At 64.4% G+C, this 21,117-nt stretch carries 6 protein-coding genes and 1 pseudogene; 3 read left to right on the top strand and 4 right to left on the bottom strand.

What is annotated here, in order from left to right; genetic code table 11:
• Positions 1–3: 3 nt before the first annotated feature.
• From SAZ10_RS30990 to SAZ10_RS30975, 4 genes are all read right to left on the bottom strand, one after another.
• Complete coding sequence (locus SAZ10_RS30990) at positions 4–1,038, bottom strand: ABC transporter permease (protein WP_318613350.1); 1,035 nt, start codon at positions 1,036–1,038, stop codon at positions 4–6.
• A gap of 159 nt (positions 1,039–1,197) precedes the next feature.
• Positions 1,198–2,853 (bottom strand): ABC transporter substrate-binding protein, encoded by a 1,656-nt coding sequence (locus tag SAZ10_RS30985; protein ID WP_318613349.1) that lies wholly within the window; start codon positions 2,851–2,853, stop codon positions 1,198–1,200.
• A gap of 259 nt (positions 2,854–3,112) precedes the next feature.
• Positions 3,113–8,785, bottom strand: a complete 5,673-nt coding sequence (locus tag SAZ10_RS30980) for a translocation/assembly module TamB domain-containing protein (RefSeq protein WP_318613348.1) — start codon at positions 8,783–8,785, stop codon at positions 3,113–3,115.
• A 5-nt stretch (positions 8,786–8,790) separates the two neighbouring features.
• The gene (locus SAZ10_RS30975) at positions 8,791–10,725 is read right to left on the bottom strand and encodes an autotransporter assembly complex family protein (RefSeq protein WP_318613347.1); all 1,935 of its coding nucleotides are present in this window, start codon (positions 10,723–10,725) and stop codon (positions 8,791–8,793) included.
• A 286-nt stretch (positions 10,726–11,011) separates the two neighbouring features.
• Between SAZ10_RS30975 and SAZ10_RS30970 the strand changes: the two are divergent.
• The 3 genes and pseudogenes from SAZ10_RS30970 to SAZ10_RS30960 all read left to right on the top strand — a co-directional run bounded on the left by SAZ10_RS30970 (position 11,012) and on the right by SAZ10_RS30960 (position 20,859).
• A pseudogene (locus SAZ10_RS30970) lies at positions 11,012–16,506 on the top strand (MG2 domain-containing protein).
• Positions 16,507–16,876: 370 nt separating this feature from the next.
• A complete protein-coding gene (gene pbpC, locus SAZ10_RS30965) occupies positions 16,877–18,964 on the top strand; it encodes a penicillin-binding protein 1C (protein WP_318613346.1) in 2,088 nt (695 codons plus the stop codon).
• A 344-nt stretch (positions 18,965–19,308) separates the two neighbouring features.
• Positions 19,309–20,859, top strand: a complete 1,551-nt coding sequence (locus SAZ10_RS30960; protein ID WP_318613345.1) for an aldehyde dehydrogenase family protein — start codon at positions 19,309–19,311, stop codon at positions 20,857–20,859.
• The last annotated feature ends 258 nt before the right edge of the window (positions 20,860–21,117 follow it).

Here is a 21,117-nt window from a genome sequence, read left to right as displayed (position 1 = left end):
TCCCTATTGGACCCTGATACGCGGGTTGAGATATGCATAACCCACGTCGGAAATGAGCTGCGTGATCAGGACGATGAAGACCGAGACCAGCGAACAGCCCAGCAGAAGATCGATGTCATTGTTGCCCGCCGCCTCGACCAGCGTGTAGCCGAAGCCCTGGTAGCGGAACATCACCTCGACAATGACCACCCCCGTCAGCAGCCAGGGGAACTGCAGCATGATGACGGTGAAGGGTGCAATCAGCGCGTTTCGCAGAGCATGCTTCATCACCACGTTGCGGAAGCTCAATCCCTTCAACCGCGCCGTGCGGATATATTGCTGGGTCATCACCTCGACCATCGAGGCTCTGGTCATGCGCGCGATATAGCCGGTCCCGTAGATCGCGAGCGTCATGACCGGCAGCGTGAAATTGTAGAAGGTGAGCCCCTGGCTGGCAGATGCGGCCGATCCGTTCAGCCAGCCGAGCCAGGACGCGAAGATCACGGTGAAAATGACGCCGGAAACGTATTCCGGGGTGGCGGTGGTCACGATCGAGGCCACCGACAGGCTGCGATCGGTACGCGAGCCTTCGCGCATTCCGGCCAGGATACCGATCAGCAACGCGATCGGGATCATCACCACCAGCACCCAGAACATCAGCATCCCGGTTGCCGCGAGACCGGGGAAAAGCTTGGCGGCAACGGTGGTCTTGAACTTGGTCGAGCAACCGAAATTGCCCTGCAATACGCCGGAATAGCTCGGCTCGATCGGCTCGTTGCAGAAGTTGAAGCGTCGGGCCGGCTTGCCGGTGGCGCTGTCGACGGTCGGCACCTTTTGCAGGACGCCGAGCCACTGACCGTAGCGCACGAAAAAGTTCTGCCGATAGCCGTGCTCGGCCAGCCAGTTCTCCAGCTGATCTGAAGTCGCATGCATCTCCGTCTGACTGATCGCAAGCTTCTTCAGATTCGGATCGAGATTGACCAGAAAGAAGACGACGATGGTCAGGCACAGCATCGTCAGGAGCATGGTGCCCAGGCGGCGCGCGACGAAAAGAATCATTTTGGCCCCCCTGCCAGCCGGGGTTGGGGTCAGATGATGCGACGATCCTGTCTAATGGCGACAAGACTCCCACATACCCGGCCTCCTCAGCCGGGCCGACATGCTACCCATGCCGATTGATTGGGGAGGGCTCGGAGCCCTCCCCGCGTGATTGCTCGATCACGCCTGATCGAGCCAGACCTTGCCAAACTCGTACTCATAGGTCGGATGCATGGCGTGGTTCTTAACCTCTGGCTTGATATTGATGTAGAGCTTGCGCCAGTAGGGCTGGATGATGATGCCCGAGTTCTGAAGGATCTGCTCGATGTCCTTCATCACCACCTTGCGCTTCTCAGCGTCGGCGATGGCCAGGGCTTCGTTGACCTTCTTGTCGAACTCCGGATTGGCATAGGCCGTTTCGTTCCACGCCTCGCCGGTACGGTAGGCGATCGCGATCACCTGGATGCCCAGCGGGCGCATGTTCCAGTTCGTTTCCGAGAAGGGGTACTTGGTCCAGTCATTCCAGAAGGTCGAGCCGGGCAGAACCGTGCGCTTGACCTTGATGCCGGCGTCGCGCAGCTGCGCGGCGATCGCATCGGTGGTGTTCTTGTGATAGTCCTCGTCATTGCTGATCAGCTCATGCTCGAAGTCCAGCGCGCCGGCTTCCTCGAGCAACTGCTTGGCCTTGGCGGGGTCGCGCTGCAGCTTGGGCAGCTCGACATATTCCGGATGGATCGGGCAGACGTGATGGTTCTCGGCGACGGTTCCGGCATTGCCGTAGCCGAGTTGCAGCACCGTGGCGTTGTCAACCGCCAGGCAAAGCGCCTGCCGAACCTTCTCGTTGTCATAAGGCTTGTTGTTGACGTTGAAGCGCGAAACGACAGTCGCCGCCGTCACGGATTCGGAGGGCGGAGCTCCGACATCCTCGATGATCTTGACGTAGTCGGCCGTGGTCTCGTGGTTGGTCTGAATCTCGCCGGATTCGAATGCCGATACGAGTGCCGCCGGGTCCGTGCCGTAGTCGATGAACTCGACGCCATCGAGATAGACGTCGCCCTGCCACCACTTGCCCGTCTCGCGACGCTTGAAGACGACCTTCTGGCCGACATCATATGAAACCAGCTCGAATGCGCCGGTGCCGATCGGACATTTGTCGAAGGTTGCCCCCTTCTCGTCGAAGGAGCGGTGGACGACGAGCGCCGGATAGTCGGTCAGGTTGGCGATGATCGCGATGTCGGGACTGGTCAGCGAAAGCTTCACCGTCATGTCGTCGACCTTGGTGACCGAGCCTTCGCGCAACTTGCCGGTTTTTTCGTCGACCAGCGAACCGAGGCGGCCCGGCATCGAATTGCCCGCCACACTCTTGTCCGCCCAGCGCGTGAAATTATAGATCACGTCATCGGCGGTGAACTTGTCGCCATTGTTCCACTCCACCCCCGGCCGCACGTGCAACGTGTATTGGGTGGCGTCGTCGTTGATCTCCCAGCTCTCGATCAGATAGGGCTCGAAAGTATACTGCCGGGTATACTTCACCAGCGGCTCGAGCGCCTGGCGCGATGCGTTGGAAATCTCGGACCAGTCGGCGGTGCGGGGATCCTTCGGATCCTTGACGGACATGCCGACATGAATCACGCCGCCCTTCTTCGGCTGATCCTCAGCCCGCGCCGGCGTCGGATCGGCGATCCCCAGCATGCCGTAGGCCATCGCCGTCGATGCGCCGAACGTGGTTGCCAGAGCGAGAAATTCGCGGCGGTCGATCTTCCCCGCCTTGGCGTCATCCGCCATCTTCAGAATGTGATCGGGAACACGATCCCCATTGCTTTTATAGAACTGCATGACCTACTCCCATTTTTTTGGCTTTGTGCCGTTACCATTCCCCATCCTGGCCGCCGTGTCAAAGCCGGCGGGGGAGAGAACCCCGGTGCAAGTCTGCAATTTTGAATGAGTGACGGTATGCCGGAATGCGACAATCTTGGCGCATTTTTAATAATCGCGCCGCGTTCCGGACAAATTTTCGCCACCTATGATTTCAGCACTCGCCTCTCAAATCGCATAGCGCCAACACGGGCGGGCGATCGGACCAGATTGTCATGGTTCAATATTCCCGTTCGTAGAAGATGCCGCCCCTGGCACTGCCGTCCTCTGCTGCCTCGCCGCGCAGCTTGACGCCACGCCCCACATTGAGGTCGATCGTTGCTTTGCCCGAACCGGGCTTCTCGCCCTTCTGGATCGTGACATAGGTCCGTTCGTTGAGGTATTTGCCGGCTGAAACGGCGGCCCTTCCCTGCGCATCCGTGGTGATGTCCAGGTCGTCGATGCCGGCTTTGCTGCGCAACGTGTTGAGCAGCGAGCCCGACCCGCCGCCGCCGGCGAGCTGCGCCGCCGCGTCGGCAAGCTGAGCGATTTGCAACGGCGACAGGTTGGACATGGAGCGCCCGAAGATCAGGCGCGCCAGCACCTCGTCCTGCGGCAGCGCGGGGCTGGAGCTGAAGTTGAACTTGGGGTCGTTCGCAAGTCCGGTGACGGTGACCGTCACCGTGGTGTCGGACACGGTCGAGTCCGCTGCAAAGTCGAGTGTTGGAATAAGAGAGCCGGAGAAGCCAACCGTCCCTCGCGTGAAGGTCAGCCGCCTGGCCAGCACCGTCAGTCGCCCGCGCCGCAGCGTGAACTCGCCTATTGCACGCGGTGCCGAGAGAGGCCCTGTCAGCTTGATCGATCCGCCGAGCTCGGCATCCAGCCCGCGTCCGCGTACGAATATTTCCTGTGGTGCATTGATCGTGAGATCGAGTGTCAACCCGCTGGCCGAGCTGCCCGATGCGCTCGCCGGTTGGATTGCAGCGCTCTGCTCACGCACGGCGGCCGGCGCATTTCTATGCTGCACGCCCAATGCCGCGGCGGAGCCGGGCAGCCGCTCGGGAACGGTGATCACCGTCCTGGCGAGATTGATCGTGCCGGAGAGCAGCGGCTGCCCCGTTAGCGGCCCTTTCAGGCTCAAATCGCCGCCGAGATTGGCAGTGACGAGGCGGCCATCCGTGTAGCGCGCCTCGACGATCCTGGCAGCAACGTCGGCCGGAAAACCTCTCGCAGCGTCGATGGTGACGGTCCCCGAGGCGCTGAGCGAGCCGCCGCTCGACAGCTTCCCGTCCAAACGCCGGATGGTCGCGACGCTGTTGGCGAGCCCGATATCGGCGTTGATGTTGTTGATCGCGAGGCCGGAGCGGGCGTCGACGAGACGGGAGCCGCTGGTCGTGATCGTGCCACCGATGACCGGTGCGCTCGTCGAGCCGCGAATATTGAGGCTCACATTCGACGTGCCCGACAGCGCGAGGCCCTGCTCGGCGAGCCGCCTCGTCAGGAAACCGAACGGCACCTGCCCGGAGGCGTCGAGCGACAGCGCCCGGCGCCCGCCTGTTTCGACCGAGCCGCTGCCCCGCAAACGGAGACCTGCGGCATCGCCGAGATCGGCGGTGAACTTCACTATGCCCGAAGAGAAGGTCCCCGACGAGGCGACATTCATCGCGCCGAAGCCGGCATCGCGCGTCTGTGTCGTCTGCGCGCCCTTCCATTCGAGCTGATAGTCAATGTTCGGATTGGCGGCAGCGCCGGAGATTCGGGCAGTGCCCGAGATCGTGCCCGCTGCATTCACCCCCGGCGCGAAGGCATTGACGATGTTCGCCGGGACCGCGTTGATCCTCACGTCCAGATTGAGCGTCTGCGCTGCGGTTCCGGTGACGTCGATCGTGCCGCCGCCGACGCCAAGCGTCGCATGATCGAGCGTGACGCCGCCGCCCTTGACCGCCACCGTTGTCGGGCGAGCGAGCGTTGCGGTGATGCCGCGCGTATTGGCCGAGCCCGAAGCGAGCTCCACGGTCGTGGCTCCACCGGCAATCGCGACCCGCCCGGCTGCTTTCGCTGCGATGTCGTTGACGGTTGCGCCACCGTCAAAGCCGGTCCAGTTGCCGTCGCGCGTCAGCGACACGTCGACATTCCGAACGGAAGTCCCGCCGGAAACGACCGAAGCGGCCCTCACCTTCCCCGACACGGCCGGTGCAACCATGTAGTTTGCAACCAGTGCATTCACCTCGGCATTATTGACCGACAGGTCGCCGCGCACGATCGATGCGGCCTTCGCATCGACGGCAACCTGCGGGATGCGGTCCGCCTTGGTGAAGCGCACTGTCCCGTTGACCGCGCCGCTTGCCTGCTCGAATGCCAGCGCTGCCAGAGGTCCGATGTCTGGGAGCGTGAAGGCAAGCGCGCCTTCCGGCACGAAAGCTTCGTCAAGCGCGAGATCACCGGATATCTTGTTGCTGCCGAGCGTGAGCGAAAGCCCGTCGATGCGGCGCTCGCCGTTTGCAGTCTTCAACGCCGCTGCACCCGCAAGCGGTTGGCCCGCGACATTTCCTTTGATCGTAACATTGGCGGCGGGGTTGGCGAGGTCGGCCCTGCCGCTCGCCGAGAACACGAGCCCGGTGATGTCGCGCCCTGCGGCTGTGAATTTGTCGCTGGAAATGGTCGCCACGATATCAGGTGCAGCCGGAGCGCCGGTCGCGCTGACCTCGAAGCCGATGGAGCCTGCGGCGTTGGGCGACAGCTTCGAGACGTCGGCGAAGCCGCCGCGCAGCTTAACGTCGAGCGCATCGGGCGCATAGGAAATAGTGCCCGCCGTGTTGAAGGCGCCTGAGGCAACATTGACCGGATCGACGCGAAGCAGGCCGGCGGCATCGCGGCTCACGGTCGCGGTCACCGATACCTGCCTGTCGAGCGCAGGCCGCGCCGCAGCAGGCAACAACGCCGAAAGGAGATCTCCCTTCACATCGAGCCGCAGCGAGCCGTCGGCAAGCGACGCATCGCCGGAGACCGCAGCATTCACGCTATCGCTGGCAAAGATGCCCTGCTCGATATGGATGCTGTCCTTCGAGAGCATTGCCGTGGCGTCGAGCTTGAGCATGCCGGCCAGCAATCCAGCGATCGTCTCATTTGCGCTGCCGCCGCTCTCGGCGGTGGCGGAGACCGTCACCGGCCCCGACCGGTTGGCAAGATCGAACCGATCTGAATGCAGCTTTGCCTCGACGCCGCTGAGCTCGGCTTGAGACGTGATCACCTTCTCGAGGCTAGCCGATCCATCGACGATCTGCGCATTGGCCGGACCAGAGGCGTGAAGCGTTACTCTCTTGACGATGATTTTGACTTGGCCGGGGCCTTCGCCAAAGGTCAGCAGTGCCGGCGTCTCGCCCGCCATGTCCATGGCCAGCTCAGGCCCGCCGGCAGAACCAGCCGCGGCACTTCTTACCGTGACGGTCGTATTGGGGAGTGTGCCGTTGAGGCCGCTGCCATTCGCGGAGGCGGAGGCGAGCTCGACGGTCGCGGTACCGTCCGACACGGCCAGCCGTCCCCTAGCCTGGGCCTCGATGTTGTTGACGATGGCGCCGCCGGAAAAGCTCGTCCAGCTATCGGCACGAGCAAGCGAGAGATCGACATTGCGTACCGTCGTCGCGCCCGAACTGACCGATACCGCCCTCACCTTGCCTGAGACGGCCGGCGCCGCCACATAATTGGCGACGAGGCCGGTCAACTCGGCGTCTTTCACCGAAATATCGCCGCGTGTGATCGACGCGGCTTTGGCGTTGATCGCAACCTGGGGCAGGCCATCCGCCTTGAGGAAGCGGAGCGTTCCGTCGACCTGGCCGGCAACCTGCTCGGACGCCAGCGAGGCGAGCGGACCGAGATCGGACAGGGCAAGCGAAAGCGAGCCTTGCGGAAGAAGCGCTTCATCGAGGACCAGGTCCCCGGAGATCCTGTTTTCGCCAAGGGTGAGCAGCAGGCCCTGAATGTGGTGTTGTCCGCCCTCGGTTTTGACGACGCCCTCGGCAGCTAGCGCCTGACCCGCAAAGGTAGCCTTGAGGCCGACATTCGCAGTAGGGTTGTCGGGCTGCACCTTTCCGCTCGCCGTCAGGGAAACGTCCGTGAGCTCGCGGCCCAAGGCCGCAATCTTTCCGCTGGTGACCGTCGCGGCAAAGTCGGGCGCTGCGGGAGCTCCGGTCGCGCGCAGCGTGAAGTCGGCGGAACCCGACAGCTGCGGCGACAGCTTCGAAACATCGGTGAGGCTGCCCTTGAGATCGGCGTCGATCCGATCGATGGCGTATGCGATGCTGCCGCCCGCATCTATGTTGCCGGACCTCGCGGTGAGCGGATCGAGGCGGATCATCCCGGCCGCGTCGCGATTGAGGGTAGCCGTGACGTTCACCTTGTCGGCAAGCTGTGCGCGGGCGGCTGCCGGCAATATGGCGGACAGCACATCAGCTGCGACATCGAGCTTCATCGTGCCGTCTGCCAGGGATACGTCGCCGGAAAGCATTGCGTCGACGGTACCTGTGGCGATTGCCCCGGCATCTATGCGGACCGCATTTTCCGTCAGGGTTGTTGTGACATTCGCTTTCAGCGTGCCGGCGAGCAGGCCCGCGACCGTTTCGTTGATGCTTCCTCCGCTCGCCGCGGTTGCGGAGATGTTCAGCGGACCGGCGCGTCGGGCGATGTCGAACCCGTCCGAATGCAATCTGGCTTCCACGCCGCTCAGCTCGGCCTCGGCGCTGACCAGTCGTTCGATACTTGCAGACAAATCGATTGCCGGAGTTGCGCCAGGCCCAGAGGCGTGCAGCGACGCTTGCTTGACGGTGATGGTGACCGCACCCTTCCCCTCGCCGAAGGTGAGCGATGCCGGCGACGAGCGCGCCGTGACTTCCAGGACGAAGTCGCTCGCCGCGGCCTGGTCGACAATGCCATGCGCCTTGGCAGACAGGATGGCCGAGTCGAGCGAGGCGCGCTCGATAGTGACGGCGCCTTCTCCTCCGACCGTTCCGGCAAAGTCGAAGTTCGTCTGCTCGCCGATCAGTGGACGGAACGTCTCCGGCACGAAGCGGGCGAAATTGCCCTCGCCTTTGGCTTCGATGCGATTGCCCTTGTCGGTGAGCTGCCGCTTGCCTGTCACTTTCGTGACGACCTGGCCGTCGATCGACAACGCCCCGGTGAGGTCCCAATTGGCTGCAGGTCCCGTTCCCGAGATCGCGATCTCGACCGGTGGAGTGCCGGGAAGCCTCAGGAAATTGGCGATGATGCCGCCGGCCGGCTCCGCCCCATGGATGTCGAGTGCCAGCTTGTTCTCGGCTGGCGCGAAGTCGATCCTGGCATCCAGCGTTCCTTCCCTGCCGTCGCGGCGGGCGATATTGAGGTCGGTATGCACGATCAGCGGTTGCGCACCCGCCCGTAGTGATCCTTGGGCCGATATCTCGGCGATCTCGCCGGCGAGCGATGGGCCGAGCACGACCTGCGGAAGGTCCAGGCGAGCGATATCGAGCTCTACCGGCAACCCCCCGCCGGCGCTGCCCTCACCCGCACTTGCACCGGCCGTAGGTTCAGTTGCCGGAAGCCGCGCCATTTCGATGCGGCCGGCATGCACGAGGTCCGCCTTGAAAAGCTTCGAGAAAAGAGCTCGGGGAGACCAGTCCACCGCGATGCCCCGCGCGGCTAGCCATGCACCTTCCTGGTCGGAGATCACGACGCTATCGATGCGCAGCTGCCCCGACCAGATGCCGGAAATGCCCAATATCTGGACGCCCCTTTCCGGGGTGGAGGCCATGGTCGAAATCAGGCCCGCGAGGTTCTCGCGGCCCTTGCCGGTGAGCGTCAGCATCGCGACCGCGCCTGCCGCGAGCGCGACCAGGATGAGGACCAGAAATCCGAAGAGCCGAAGGATTCTCCCGATGCTCATGGCCATCAGAACGCCTGTCCGATGCCGGCATAGATGGCGAAAGAGGGATCGCCGGGACTGGGGTTGACTGGCACGGCGGCGTCGAGCCGGAGCGGCCCGAACGGCGTCAGGTAGCGCAAGCCGAGACCGGCGCCGACCTTCACGTCGGCAAAGTCGGGATACTCTTCTAAAGAGACAGTGCCGGCATCGACGAAAGGCACGATGCCTATGGTGTCGGTTATGCCCATGCGCATCTCCACCGAAGCCTCGGCATATGACAGGCCACCCGTCGGCTGGCCCCTCGCATCCTTCGGGCCGACGCCCTGATAGGCGTAGCCCCTGACGGACCCTCCACCCCCGGCATAGAAGCGTCGGTCGGCTGGGATATCCGTAACATTGTCGACGCCGACAATGGAGCCTGTCGCGACGCGTAACGCACCTACATATCTGCCGTTCGCGTCAAGCGACTGGTAGATCGAGGCCTCGCCCCTCAATTTCAGCCAGGCCGTCCCGTGTATCGTATCATAGGACGGCTCCGCGAACACCAGGGCTCGCCAGCCTTTCTTCGGGTCGAGCTTGTTGTCCCGGTTGTCATAGACATACTGCAGGGGCGTGCTGAAGATAAGATAACGGTTAGGGGCGATAGAGCCGAAGGCGTCGGAGATCTTCGAATATTCGACCTTTGCCGATGCCGAGACGGACTGCTTCCTGGTTATGTCATACGATACACCAAGCTCGCCGCCGACCGCCTGGCGGTCATAGGCATCCGGATGTTCCGATACTGCCGCAATGGTCGTGAAGAACTTCGAGGGCGGGCCGAGCACACCCGGCTTCTCGAACATGATGGAGGCGTTGTAGTCCAGCTGGCCAACGTCGCTCGACTCGCCGATGCGGCTGATGGAGCCCTTGATCAGGAGCTTCTCGGCGTGGCCGAACAGGTTGCGGTGGCCCCAATAGCCTTCGATGCCCAGTCCGTCGGTGCTCGAATAACTCGCTCCGATGCCGAAATAGCGTCGCTTGCGCTCGCTGACTGCGACGTTGATCGGGATCTGCCCGTTCGCGTCGAGAGCATCGGCCTCGTTGACCGCCACGCTGTTGAAAACCTCGAGATTGAGAAGCCGCTGACGCGCGTCGTCGATATCGACCGGCGAATAGGTCTGGCCACGCTTTAGTCCCGCCATGTAGGCGGTGAAGTCGCGGTCCATCGCTTCGGTGCCCTTGACCGTCGTCGCGCCATAGCCGGCGATCGGCCCCGCCTCGACCGTCATGGTCACGTCGAGCGTCGTGGTTGCGTGGTCGGCGACGATCTCGCGGTTCGTCACCTTGGCGAGCGGCCTGCCCTCCTCCTTCAGCGTCCGCACGATCAGCGCCTCGGCTTTCAGGATGGCATCCGAGCTGGCATCGCCGCCGCGCACCAGACCGAAGGAGACCGGAGAAAGACCGGCGGCATCGCCCTTGAGCACCACATCTCCCAGCGTGAACACGGTGCCCGGATCGATGACGATCGAGACCGGCACGGGCCCGGCGCCGAGCTCAGCGTCCGGCGGCAGTTCGTCGAGAGGCGTGCCGGCAATGCTGATGTTGACCACCCCGTCATAGCGCGCACGCCTATAGAGCTCGGAAACGAGCAGTTCGCGTTCGCTGCGCGCCTTGGCTAGCACGCCGAGTGAGCCGGAGACCGGCCGTTTTTCGTCGGCGACCATCGCCGAGGCATCACGAAGCTGCTTCGTGAGATCGGTATCGCCGCCGGCGACTTCAAACGTCACCGTGTAGTGGATCGGGTCGACGATATCGGCATCTTCGTTCTCGGATTCAAAGAACCTGAAGCCGAACAGCTGGAAGGCCCCGGCAGTGGTCGCGGCGGTCGTCGCACCTGCAAGAATCAATGCAGCCAACAGGGCGCGCAGAAGCCGCCTGCCGTCGAGGCCGCCCCCCTTCTTACGCGGTCCCTCACTCAACATGCCCTCAATGTAGCTCCTAAAACTAAAAATCGACTGAACCCGTCAAGCACTCTTAAAGGAGCCACAATCGAACTGTCAGGATTTGGCGGGCGAAGGAAGTCTTTTCGGGCGGCGTAAGCCCGTCCGAGTGGCAGATGCGATGCAAAACGTTACAGATTTGCCACGCTGGGCCGCTACCGTCGCCCTATCGGGACGGACCGGAAACGTCCGTCGCGTGCCTGATTGACAAGGTTCTGCGGAGCCGTGTCAATTGGGAGGGGGTTGCAGCCAACGTCCGGAGGGCAAGATGACGTTACGCGTGGCTCGGGGGTTCTCTTCCTTTCTCGTTTTCCTGCTCATGCTGATTGGCCTGTCCTTGCAGACAGGGCTTGCGCAGGCCGCCAGCGAGGCGCGTAGCGTCGTCACGACCGAGAACAGCGACTATTTCGGCTTCGACTTGCGCGCCGAGCAAAATTTCTCGCTCGACCAGTGCAAAGCAGCCTGCCTGGGCGACTCGTCATGCCGCGCTTTCACTTACAATACAAAGGCTAAGTGGTGCTTCCTCAAATCCGACTATAATCAGCTGAAACCGTTCAACGGCGCGGTTGCCGGCAAGGTCGTGAACGTCGCGGGGGCACCCGACATCGGCGCCCCGCCCGAGCTCGCCTTCTTCCCATCCTGGATGGCCGATGAGGCACGGCACTTCCGGCAGAGCCTCACGGGCAACAGTGCCACGACGGCCAGCAGCGATCGGGGCTTGGCCGCGCTGACCAGCGCCGGTGACCAGGCGATCCAGTCGGGCGATGCTCGCGCTGCCATGCAGGATTACACGGCTGCACTCACGATTTCGCCCAATGACGGCGCGCTGTGGGTCTCGCTCGCCCGCGCCGTGCTCGCCATCCAGCCGGCCAACGGCGACGAGACGGCACTGTTCCAGCGCAACAGCACGGCCGCAGCGTGGAATGGGTACCAGTTCTCGCGCACCAAGACTGCTCGCGCCGACGCGTTGCGCATCCTCGCCCAGGCGCTCGACCGTCGCGATTCCTTCCGCGCGGCGCTGCAGGCTTACGAGGCGTCGCTGGCGCTGGTGAACTCGGCAGAGGTCAAGGCCGAGTATGATGATCTCAGGGCACGCAAAGGCTTCCGCGTCGTCGAGCATTCGATCGATTCCGACAATTCGTCGCCGCGCGTCTGCGCGCAGTTCTCGGAAGATCTGGTCAAGCAGGGCGTCGACTATTCGCAGTTCGTTACCGTCGACAACCAGGCTCCAAAAGCCGTCGACGCGGGCGGCCGTCAGATCTGCGTGGGGAGCCTGGAGCACGGCAAATACTACGACATCGCCTTCCGCCAGGGCCTGCCGGCTGCAATCGGCGAGGTGCTGGCTGCTCCAGTGTTGCTCAACGTCTACATACAGGACCGTGCCCCATCGGCGCGTTTCACCGGTGACAGCTTCGTGCTGCCGGCGACGGCTCGCCATGGCATTCCGGTCGTCACCGTCAACATGAACGTCGCCGACATGAAGCTCTACCGCATCGGCGACCGCTCGCTGGCCCAGCTCCTGTCCGGCTACCAGTTCCTGCGCCAGCTGGACGGCTATGACGTCACTGCGATCTCCGACCAGATGGGCGCGCCAGTCTGGGAAGGCAAGCTCGACATCGCGAGCCAGCTCAACCAGGAAGTGACGACCAGCTTCCCGATCGACGAGGCGCTGCCCGACCGCAAGCCGGGCGTCTATGTGCTGACCGCACGGCCGGAGAACGACAAGAGCGACGAATGGAATTCGCGCGCCACGCAGTGGTTCGTGGTCTCAGACATCGGGCTCTCGACCTATGCGGGCGAGGATGGGCTCAACGTCTTTGCGCGTTCGCTTGCGACGGCGAAACCTCTCGCCGGCATCGATCTCACGCTGCTGGCCAAGAACAACGAGATCCTCGGCACGGCCAGGACCGACGCCGACGGCCGCGCGACCTTCACGCCGGGACTTACCCGCGGCGACGGCGGCATGACGCCTGCTGTGCTGATGGCCGAGCAGGCCGGGAACGACTTCGTTTTCCTTGACATGACGCGGGCTGGTTTCGATCTTTCCGACCGCGGCGTCGACGGGCGCCCGGCACCCGGCGCGCTCGACGTTTATGCCTGGACGGAGCGTGGCATCTACCGCGCAGGCGAGACCGTGCATGTCGGCGCGCTTGCGCGGGACGAAGCTGCGAAGGCCGTCGAGAGCCTGCCGCTCACTTTCATCTTCTCACGTCCCGACGGCGCCGAGGACCGCCGCATCGTGAGCGACGGCAGGGAGGCCGGCGGCCATGCCGTGGATCTCCGGCTCGCCGACAACGCCATGCGCGGTACTTGGACCGTGAACCTCTACACCGATCCGAAGAAGGAGCCGGTGGCAAGCCAGATGTTCCTGGTCGAGGACTTCGTTCCCGATCGCATCGAATTCGATCTGTCAGCCGACAGACAGGAGATCGCGGCAGGCGAGACTGCCAACGTCACGGTCGATGGCCGCTATCTCTACGGTGCGCCCGCCGCCGGCTTGGCGCTGGAAGGCGAGATCAACCTGTCCACCACGCGGGAATGGAAGCGCTTCGACGGCTATCACTTCGGCCTCGCCGACGAGCAGGAGGGCGACGCCACGCGTATTCCGCTGGGGGACCTGCCTGTCGTCGGCGAAGACGGCAAGGCGACCTTCCCTGTGGAAGTCGGGCAGCTCCCGTCGACCACGCGGCTGGTTGCCGCCCAGCTCGCAGTGCGCATGCGCGAGACAGGCGGACGCGCCGTCGAGCGCTCGCTCGACATCGATATTCGCCCGGCGGGCGACTTGATCGGCATCAAGCCGGAATTCACCGACGACTACGTGCCTGAAGGCGGTACGGCCAAGTTCCGGGTGATCGATGTGGACCCGGCTGGCAACAAGAAGGCCGTCGAGGGGCTGCAGTGGTCGCTGGTTCGCCTCGACCGAAATTACCAGTGGTACCGAAACGGCAACTCCTGGAACTACGAGCCCATCACGACGACGGTGGCGATCGGTGAAGGAAAATTGAAGGCTGGCCCGGACGGTGACGTCGCGATCTCCCTGCCTGTCGGCTGGGGCCGGTACCAGCTCGAAGTGTCGTCGGCCGACCCAGGCGGCCCGGTGACGAGTTACCAGTTCGACGCCGGCTGGTACGTCGAGGCGACCTCCACCGAGACGCCTGACGCTTTGGAGATTGCCCTCGACAAGGCGGAATATGCGCCAGGCGAAGTCGCCAAGCTCAAGGTGTCGCCGCACTTTGCCGGCGAGCTGCTGGTGACGATCGGCTCCGAGACGCTTCTGAAGACGGTCACGGCAAGCGTGCCGAAGGACGGCGCAACGATCGACATCCCTGTCGCTGAGAATTGGGGCGCCGGCGCCTATGTCACGGCCACACTCTTCCGGCCGGGCGATTCGCAGCAGTCGCGCATGCCTTCCCGCGCCATAGGCGTGGAGTGGCTCAGCGTCGATCCCGGCCCCAGGAAACTCGACGTTTCGCTCGGCACGGTCGAGAAGACCGAGCCGCGCCAGCCGCTTTCGATCCCCGTCTCCGTGTCCGGCCTTCCGCCGGCGACGGTCGCCTATGTGATGGTGGCGGCGGTCGATGTCGGCATTTTGAACCTCACCAACTATAAGGCGCCTGACCCGGCCGACTGGTTCTTCGGCCAGCGCATGATGGGACTCGAGCTGCGCGACCTTACGGCCGCCTGATCGACGGCTCGCTCGGTACGACCGGCAAGCTCAGGACCGGCGGCGACGGCGCTGAGATGCAGACCAGCGGCAGTCCGCCGACCGAGAAGCTCGTCGCTTTCTTCTCCGGCATCGTGAAGCTCGATGCCGAAGGCAAGGTAGTGATCGACTTCGACCTGCCGCAGTTCAATGGCACGGTTCGCGTGATGGCGGTCGCCTGGACAAAAGACGGGGTCGGCCATGCCACATCAGATGTGATCGTCCGCGACCCGGTCGTCGTGACGGCCAGCCTGCCGCGCTTCCTGACGCCCGGCGACAAGGCCGAGCTCAGGCTCGACATCGCCAACACCGACGCACCGGCTGGCGACTATAGGCTGACGCTGGAATCCTCCGGCATAGATACCGGCAATTATCCCGACACTCTGAGGCTCGAAACGGGCAAGCGGCAGTCGCTTACCGTCCCGATCAGCGCCCGCCAGACCGGCAACGCGGACCTCACGATCCGCCTGGCTTCCGCGACGGGCGACTTGAGCCTGGACCAGGCGGTCTCCATCCCCGTCCGTCCGGCGGTATTCCCGGTGACGACCCGCCAAGTCGTCAAGCTGGCGCCAAACGGCGGCAGCCTGAAGATCGACAACCAGCTTCTGGCGGCGAGCATCCTCGACGGCGCCTTCGTCAGCGTCGGTGTCTTGCCATCCTCGGCATTCGACATCCCGTCTCTGCTGCTGACGCTCGACCGCTATCCCTATGGCTGCGCCGAGCAAACCACGAGCCGTGCGCTTCCGCTGCTCTATGTTTCCGAGCTCTCGAAGAAAGCCGGCCTGCCGGAGGATCCGGACCTGCATGAGCGTGTGCAGCAGGCCATAGACCGCGTGCTCAATTATCAGTCGACGACCGGCAGCTTCGGCCTGTGGGGGCCGGCCTCCGGCGACATGTGGCTCGACGCCTATGTCACCGATTTCCTGACCCGCGCCCGCGAGCAGGGCTACAACGTGCCGCGCGAGGCGATGCTGCAGGCTCTGAACAACCTGCAGAACTCGCTTGCCTATGACGTCGATCTTTCCGAGCGCTCTACGGAAGTGGCCTACGCGCTTTATGTGCTGGCGCGCAACCACAAGGCCTCGATCGGAGACCTGCGCTACTATGCCGACACGCAATTGGCGCAGTTCAACAGCCCCATGGCGCGCGCCCAGCTCGCCGCGAGCCTGGCGCTCTACGGCGACACGCAAAGGGCCGACACGACCTTCTCCTCGGCGCTGTCGCTCGCCATGGACACCACCGAGGACGACTATTACCGCTCCGACTACGGCTCGAAACTCCGCGACGGCGCTGCGATGCTGGCGCTCGCCGCCGAGACGACGCCATCACCTTCGGTGGTGCCGGCGATGATCCGCTATGTCGCGGCTGCACGTGCCAAAGCCCGCTGGATGTCGACGCAGGATGAAGCCTGGATGCTGCTCGCTGCCCGGGCCATCAAGGAGGGCAAGGAAGGCATCAAGCTCAACGTCAACGGATCACCGCATGACGGGCCGTTCTCGACGCGTGTGAGCGGCAATGAGCTGCTCGCCAGTCCGATCACGGTGGCCAACGCAACCCCGAACCCGCTCGAAGCTGTCGTCACGACCGTTGCCGCCCCTGCGCAGCCGTTGCCGGCAGGCGGCAATGGCTTCGAGATCGAGCGCACCTACTACAATCTCGACGGAAGCGAGGCCAATATCACGGAGGCCAGGCAGAACCAGCGTTACGTGGTCGTTCTCAAGCTCAAGCAGCTCAACGACTGGCCGTCACGCGTGCTGGTCAACGACCTCTTGCCTGCCGGCCTGGAGATCGACAATCCGAGCCTGGTTTCCAGTGCCGACCTGTCGAACTTCCCCTGGCTTGCGCAGACCGAGGCCGCTCACCTCGAATTCCGCGACGATCGCTTCATCGCGGCATTCAACCGCGACCAGGGAGCGGATGCCTCGTTCACGCTCGCCTATGTGGTCCGCGCCGTGACGCCCGGAAACTATGCGCATCCGGCGGCGAGCGTGGAAGACATGTACCGGCCGGAATTCTCGGCGCGCACGGCTTCGGGCATGATGGAGGTGAAGGCGCAGTAACGTGTTTACGGCAACGGTAGTGCTGCCCCTCACCTGGCTGCCGCCATCCTCTCCCCGTGAACGGCGTGAACGGAGAGAAGGACGACGCGGCTGCTTTGAAGCGCCCCTCGTCCCGCTTGCGGCAGGGAAATCGCAGGTGGCGCGGCGCCGGTGCCCCCCTCCCCCTTGTGGGGAGGGATTCAGGGTGGGGGTGCCTCGCGATTACCTTGCCAGTTTAGCTGAAGTAGACAACCCCTTCGGCTCGGATTGGCGCGCTTCGCACCCCCACCCTGTATCCCTCCCCACAAGGGGGAGGGAGTCATGGGCGTCGCGCCTTCCATTTGCGATAACCCCGCCACCTGCGGGCAGAGCGTAAGGGTAAGGCAGCGCCATGCTGTCCCGGAAATTGCTACGCCGCTCCGCAACCGCCCTCGCCGGCGCAGCCCTGCTCGCCCTCGCCTGGGGCGCGCTTGAATGGGCCGATCGTGCATTTCCGCCGCCGATCGCCTCCTCCCTACCGGTCTCGACCGAAGTGGTCGATCGCGACGGCGCGCTGCTGCGCGCCTTCGCCACGCCGGACGGCCGCTGGCGGCTTCGAGCCGATCTCTCCGAGGTCGATCCGCAATTCGTGAAGATGCTGGTCGCCTATGAGGACAAGCGCTTCTGGGATCATGATGGCGTCGATGCCTTCGCGCTGGTGCGGGCTGCGGTCCAGTTCGCCGAGAGCCGCCGCATCGTCTCCGGCGGTTCGACGCTTTCGATGCAGCTCGCCCGTCTCATTGAGCCGCGCGAGAGCCGTTCGCTCGGCGCCAAGCTCAGACAGATCCTGCGCGCAATTCAGATCGAGCGCCGGCTCTCCAAGCGCGAGATCCTGGAGCGTTATCTGACGCTGGCACCCTATGGCGGCAACATCGAAGGCATTCGCGCAGCCTCGCTCGCCTATTTCGGCAAGGAGCCGAAACGCCTCACCTTGTCGGAGGCCGCCTTGCTGGTCGCGCTGCCGCAGCTTCCAGAGCGCCGCCGGCCCGACCGCAACCTTGAGCTTGCCCACGCCGCTCGCGACCGCGTGCTCACCCGCATGGTGAGCGCCGGCCTGATTGACCAGCCTGAAGCCCGGCGTGCGGCGGCAGAGAATGTCTCGGAGATCCGCCGGCCGCTGCCGGCGCTTGCGGCCCATGCCGCCGGCACCGCGCTTCGCAACGCCCCCACCGAGCATCGCCACCAGCTCACCATCAAGCGGCGGGTACAGGAGGGGCTGGAAGAAGTTGCGCGCGCGGCGGCGAGAAAGCTCGGTCCCAAGCTCTCGGTCGCCATGCTCATGGCAGACGCTGAGACAGGCGAGATCTTGGGCGAAGTCGGCTCGTCGGACTTTTTCGATCCGAGTCGATCTGGCTGGATCGACATGACGAGGATCGTGCGCTCGCCTGGCTCGACGCTGAAGCCCTTCATCTATGGTCTCGCTATGGAACAGGGCCTCGTCGCCCAGGAAACGCTGATCGAGGATCGTCCCGCCGATTTCGCCGGCTACCGGCCGCGCAACTTCGACCTTGGATATCAGGGCGACGTCAGCATCAGGCAGGCCCTGCAGCTTTCGCTCAATGTTCCGGCGGTGCGGCTGCTCGATGCGCTCGGCCCCGCAAGGCTCATCGCGCGTTTCCGTCAGGTCGGCGTCAAGCCCGACCTGCCGAGAAACGAGCCGCCCGGGCTGGCGATCGGCCTTGGCGGCGTCGGCGTCACGCTGCGCGATCTCGTCCAGCTCTATACAGGCCTTGCCAATGGCGGCGAGGTCAAAGCCCTGCGCGACGGCACGGAGGCCGGAAATGCCGCACTGCCGGCCGGCGGCACGATCCTCGACGACCACGCGACCTGGCAGATCGCCGACATCCTCTCCGGGATGAGGCCGCCGGAGCGCGCTTCGCGCCGCGGCATCGCCTATAAGACGGGAACCAGCTACGGCTACCGCGACGCATGGTCGGTCGGCTTCGACGGTCGTTACGTGCTCGGCGTCTGGGTCGGCCGGGCCGACGCCGCGGCAGTCCCTGGCCTCTCCGGCTATGTCTCGGCCGCTCCCATCCTGTTCGAGGGTTTTGCCAAATCGGGACTTGCCGCAGTCCCGCTCAAGGCGGCGCCGCCAGGCACCTACCGGCCCAAGCGCGATGAATTGCCTGTCACGCTCACCCGCTTTTCCACAGACGGCGGCCTGGTGGCGACCGCGCCGACCGAGCCTGCGCCGCAGATCGTCTTCCCCCCGCAAGGCGCCCGAGTCGACCTCGGCATTGCAAGCGGCAATCCCATGCCGCTGGCCCTGAAGATACAGGGCGGCCGAGCCCCGTTCCGGTGGCTTGCCAACGGCAAGCCGCTCGCGACGATCGAACGCCGCCGCACCGCGAGCTGGACACCGGACGGAGCCGGTGCCTCGACCCTCACCGTCATCGACGCCGCCGGTCGCGCGACGAGCGTCAGCGTGTTCGTCGAGTAGATTGCAGCCAATCTTCGCGCGCAGCGCCCTGTCGCGCCCCCTCTGTCCTGCCGGACATCTCCCCCGCAGGGGGGGAGATTGGACGGCCGATTTGATTTCGCCAATCACCGAGGTTTGGAGATTGGCGAAACCGTTGATGAAAGCCAATCTCCCCCCTTGCGGGGGAGATGTCCGGCAGGACAGAGGGGGGCAACGTAGGGCACCACCCTCGCGGACAACTCGCCCGACGTCGCCTCTCGGCCCTTGGATTTCGTGCCCTGAACCACGAAATCTGCAGCGTGCCTCTATTGATTTGGCTTGCCGCATGATACCGGCTCAGCTTTCCATTTCGTCGGAGAACTAACATGAACAAGCACGCGACCGTGCAGGATTTGGCGGCCGAGACCCGTGAGCTGCTCCGCCAATGCGGCGTGGCCGATGCGGCCTTTACTTCCAAGGAAGGCTTGATCGTGCGCTCGCCGATCGACGGCCGAGAGATCGCCCGCATCGACGAAGCCGGCGCGAAAGATGTCGCCGCCGCTGTCGGCCGCGCGCATGAAGCCTTTCTCGAATGGCGCCATGTGCCGGCGCCGAAGCGGGGCGAACTGGTCCGTCTGTTCGGCGAGGAACTGCGTGCGGGCAAGAGCGCGCTTGGCCGCCTCGTATCGATCGAGGCTGGCAAGGTCGTCTCCGAAGGGCTCGGCGAGGTCCAGGAGATGATCGACATCTGCGACTTCGCGGTTGGATTGTCGCGTCAGATTTATGGCTTGACCATCGCCACCGAGCGTCCGTCCCACCGCATGATGGAAACCTGGCACCCGATCGGCGTGGTCGGCGTCATTTCCGCCTTCAACTTCCCGGTCGCGGTCTGGTCATGGAACGCGGCGCTTGCCCTCGTCTGCGGTGACTCCGTTGTCTGGAAGCCGTCCGAGAAGACACCGGTGACCGCGCTCGCCGTGCGCGGCCTCTTCGAGCGCGCGGTGAAGCGCTACCGCGAAGAAGGCTTCGCGGCGCCCGACCATTTGGTCGAACTCGTCATCGGCGGCCGCGAGGCCGGCGAGGCGCTGGTCGATGATGCGCGCGTGCCGGTACTTTCGGCAACGGGTTCGACCGCCATGGGTCGCGCCGTCGGTCCGCGGCTGGCAAAGCGCTTTGCCCGCGCGATCCTCGAGCTCGGCGGCAACAACGGCGCGATCGTTGCGCCCTCGGCCGACCTCGACCTGGCGCTGCGCGCCATTGCCTTTGCGGCGATGGGCACGGCAGGACAGCGCTGCACGACGCTGCGTCGCCTCTTCGTGCATGAAAGCATCTACGACAAGCTCGTTCCGAATCTGAAGCGCGCCTATCAGTCCGTGAAGATCGGCAGCCCCCTCGAACAGGGCACGTTGGTCGGCCCACTGATCGACGAGGCGGCGGCAACGAAGATGGATGCCGCGCTGGAGGCCGCCCGCAAGGCCGGCGGCACGGTGACGGGCGGCGACGCGAAAGTGGTATCCGGGCTGGAGAATGGCCACTACCGCGCGCCGGCGCTGGTCGAAATGCCGAAGCAGGACGGGCCGGTGCTTGAAGAGACCTTCGCGCCCATTCTCTACGTCATGCGCTATTCGACGCTCGACGAGGCGCTCGCCGCGCATAACGGCGTGCCGCAGGGCCTGTCGTCATCGATTTTCACGACCGACCTGCGCGAGGCCGAGCTGTTCACGTCGGTGATGGGCTCCGACTGCGGTATCGCCAACGTCAACATTGGCCCTTCGGGCGCCGAGATCGGCGGCGCCTTCGGCGGCGAGAAGGAGACCGGCGGCGGCCGCGAAGCAGGCTCGGATGCCTGGAAGGCCTACATGCGCCGCGCCACCAACACGATCAACTACGGCTCGACGCTGCCGCTCGCCCAGGGCGTGACCTTCGATATCGGGTGAGGCAAGAGCGGGGGATAGTTTTCCGCTGGCGCCTGCCAATGAAGTGGATCGGCCAGTCTTCGGAAACGATGTAAGACGAAAGAAGGGATCGTCAGCGTTGCGGTTGGTACGGGCGGTGGTAGGTTTTTGAGCGTTGGCGCTGCCCCTTGTATCTGCGCGGAAAGATTTCTGTGCGATGGAAGCGACTGAGCCTCGAACCGGATGGCCATCCGGTTCGAGGCTTGGCGAAGTCGCCCGACGCCCCTTCGGCTACAACCG

Origin of the sequence: Mesorhizobium sp. BAC0120 (assembly GCF_033542235.1) — a bacterium.
GTDB lineage: Bacteria > Pseudomonadota > Alphaproteobacteria > Rhizobiales > Rhizobiaceae > JAWRCU01.
Note: the sequence above shows the minus strand (reverse complement) of the source record. Positions and strands in the feature narration are given on the sequence as shown.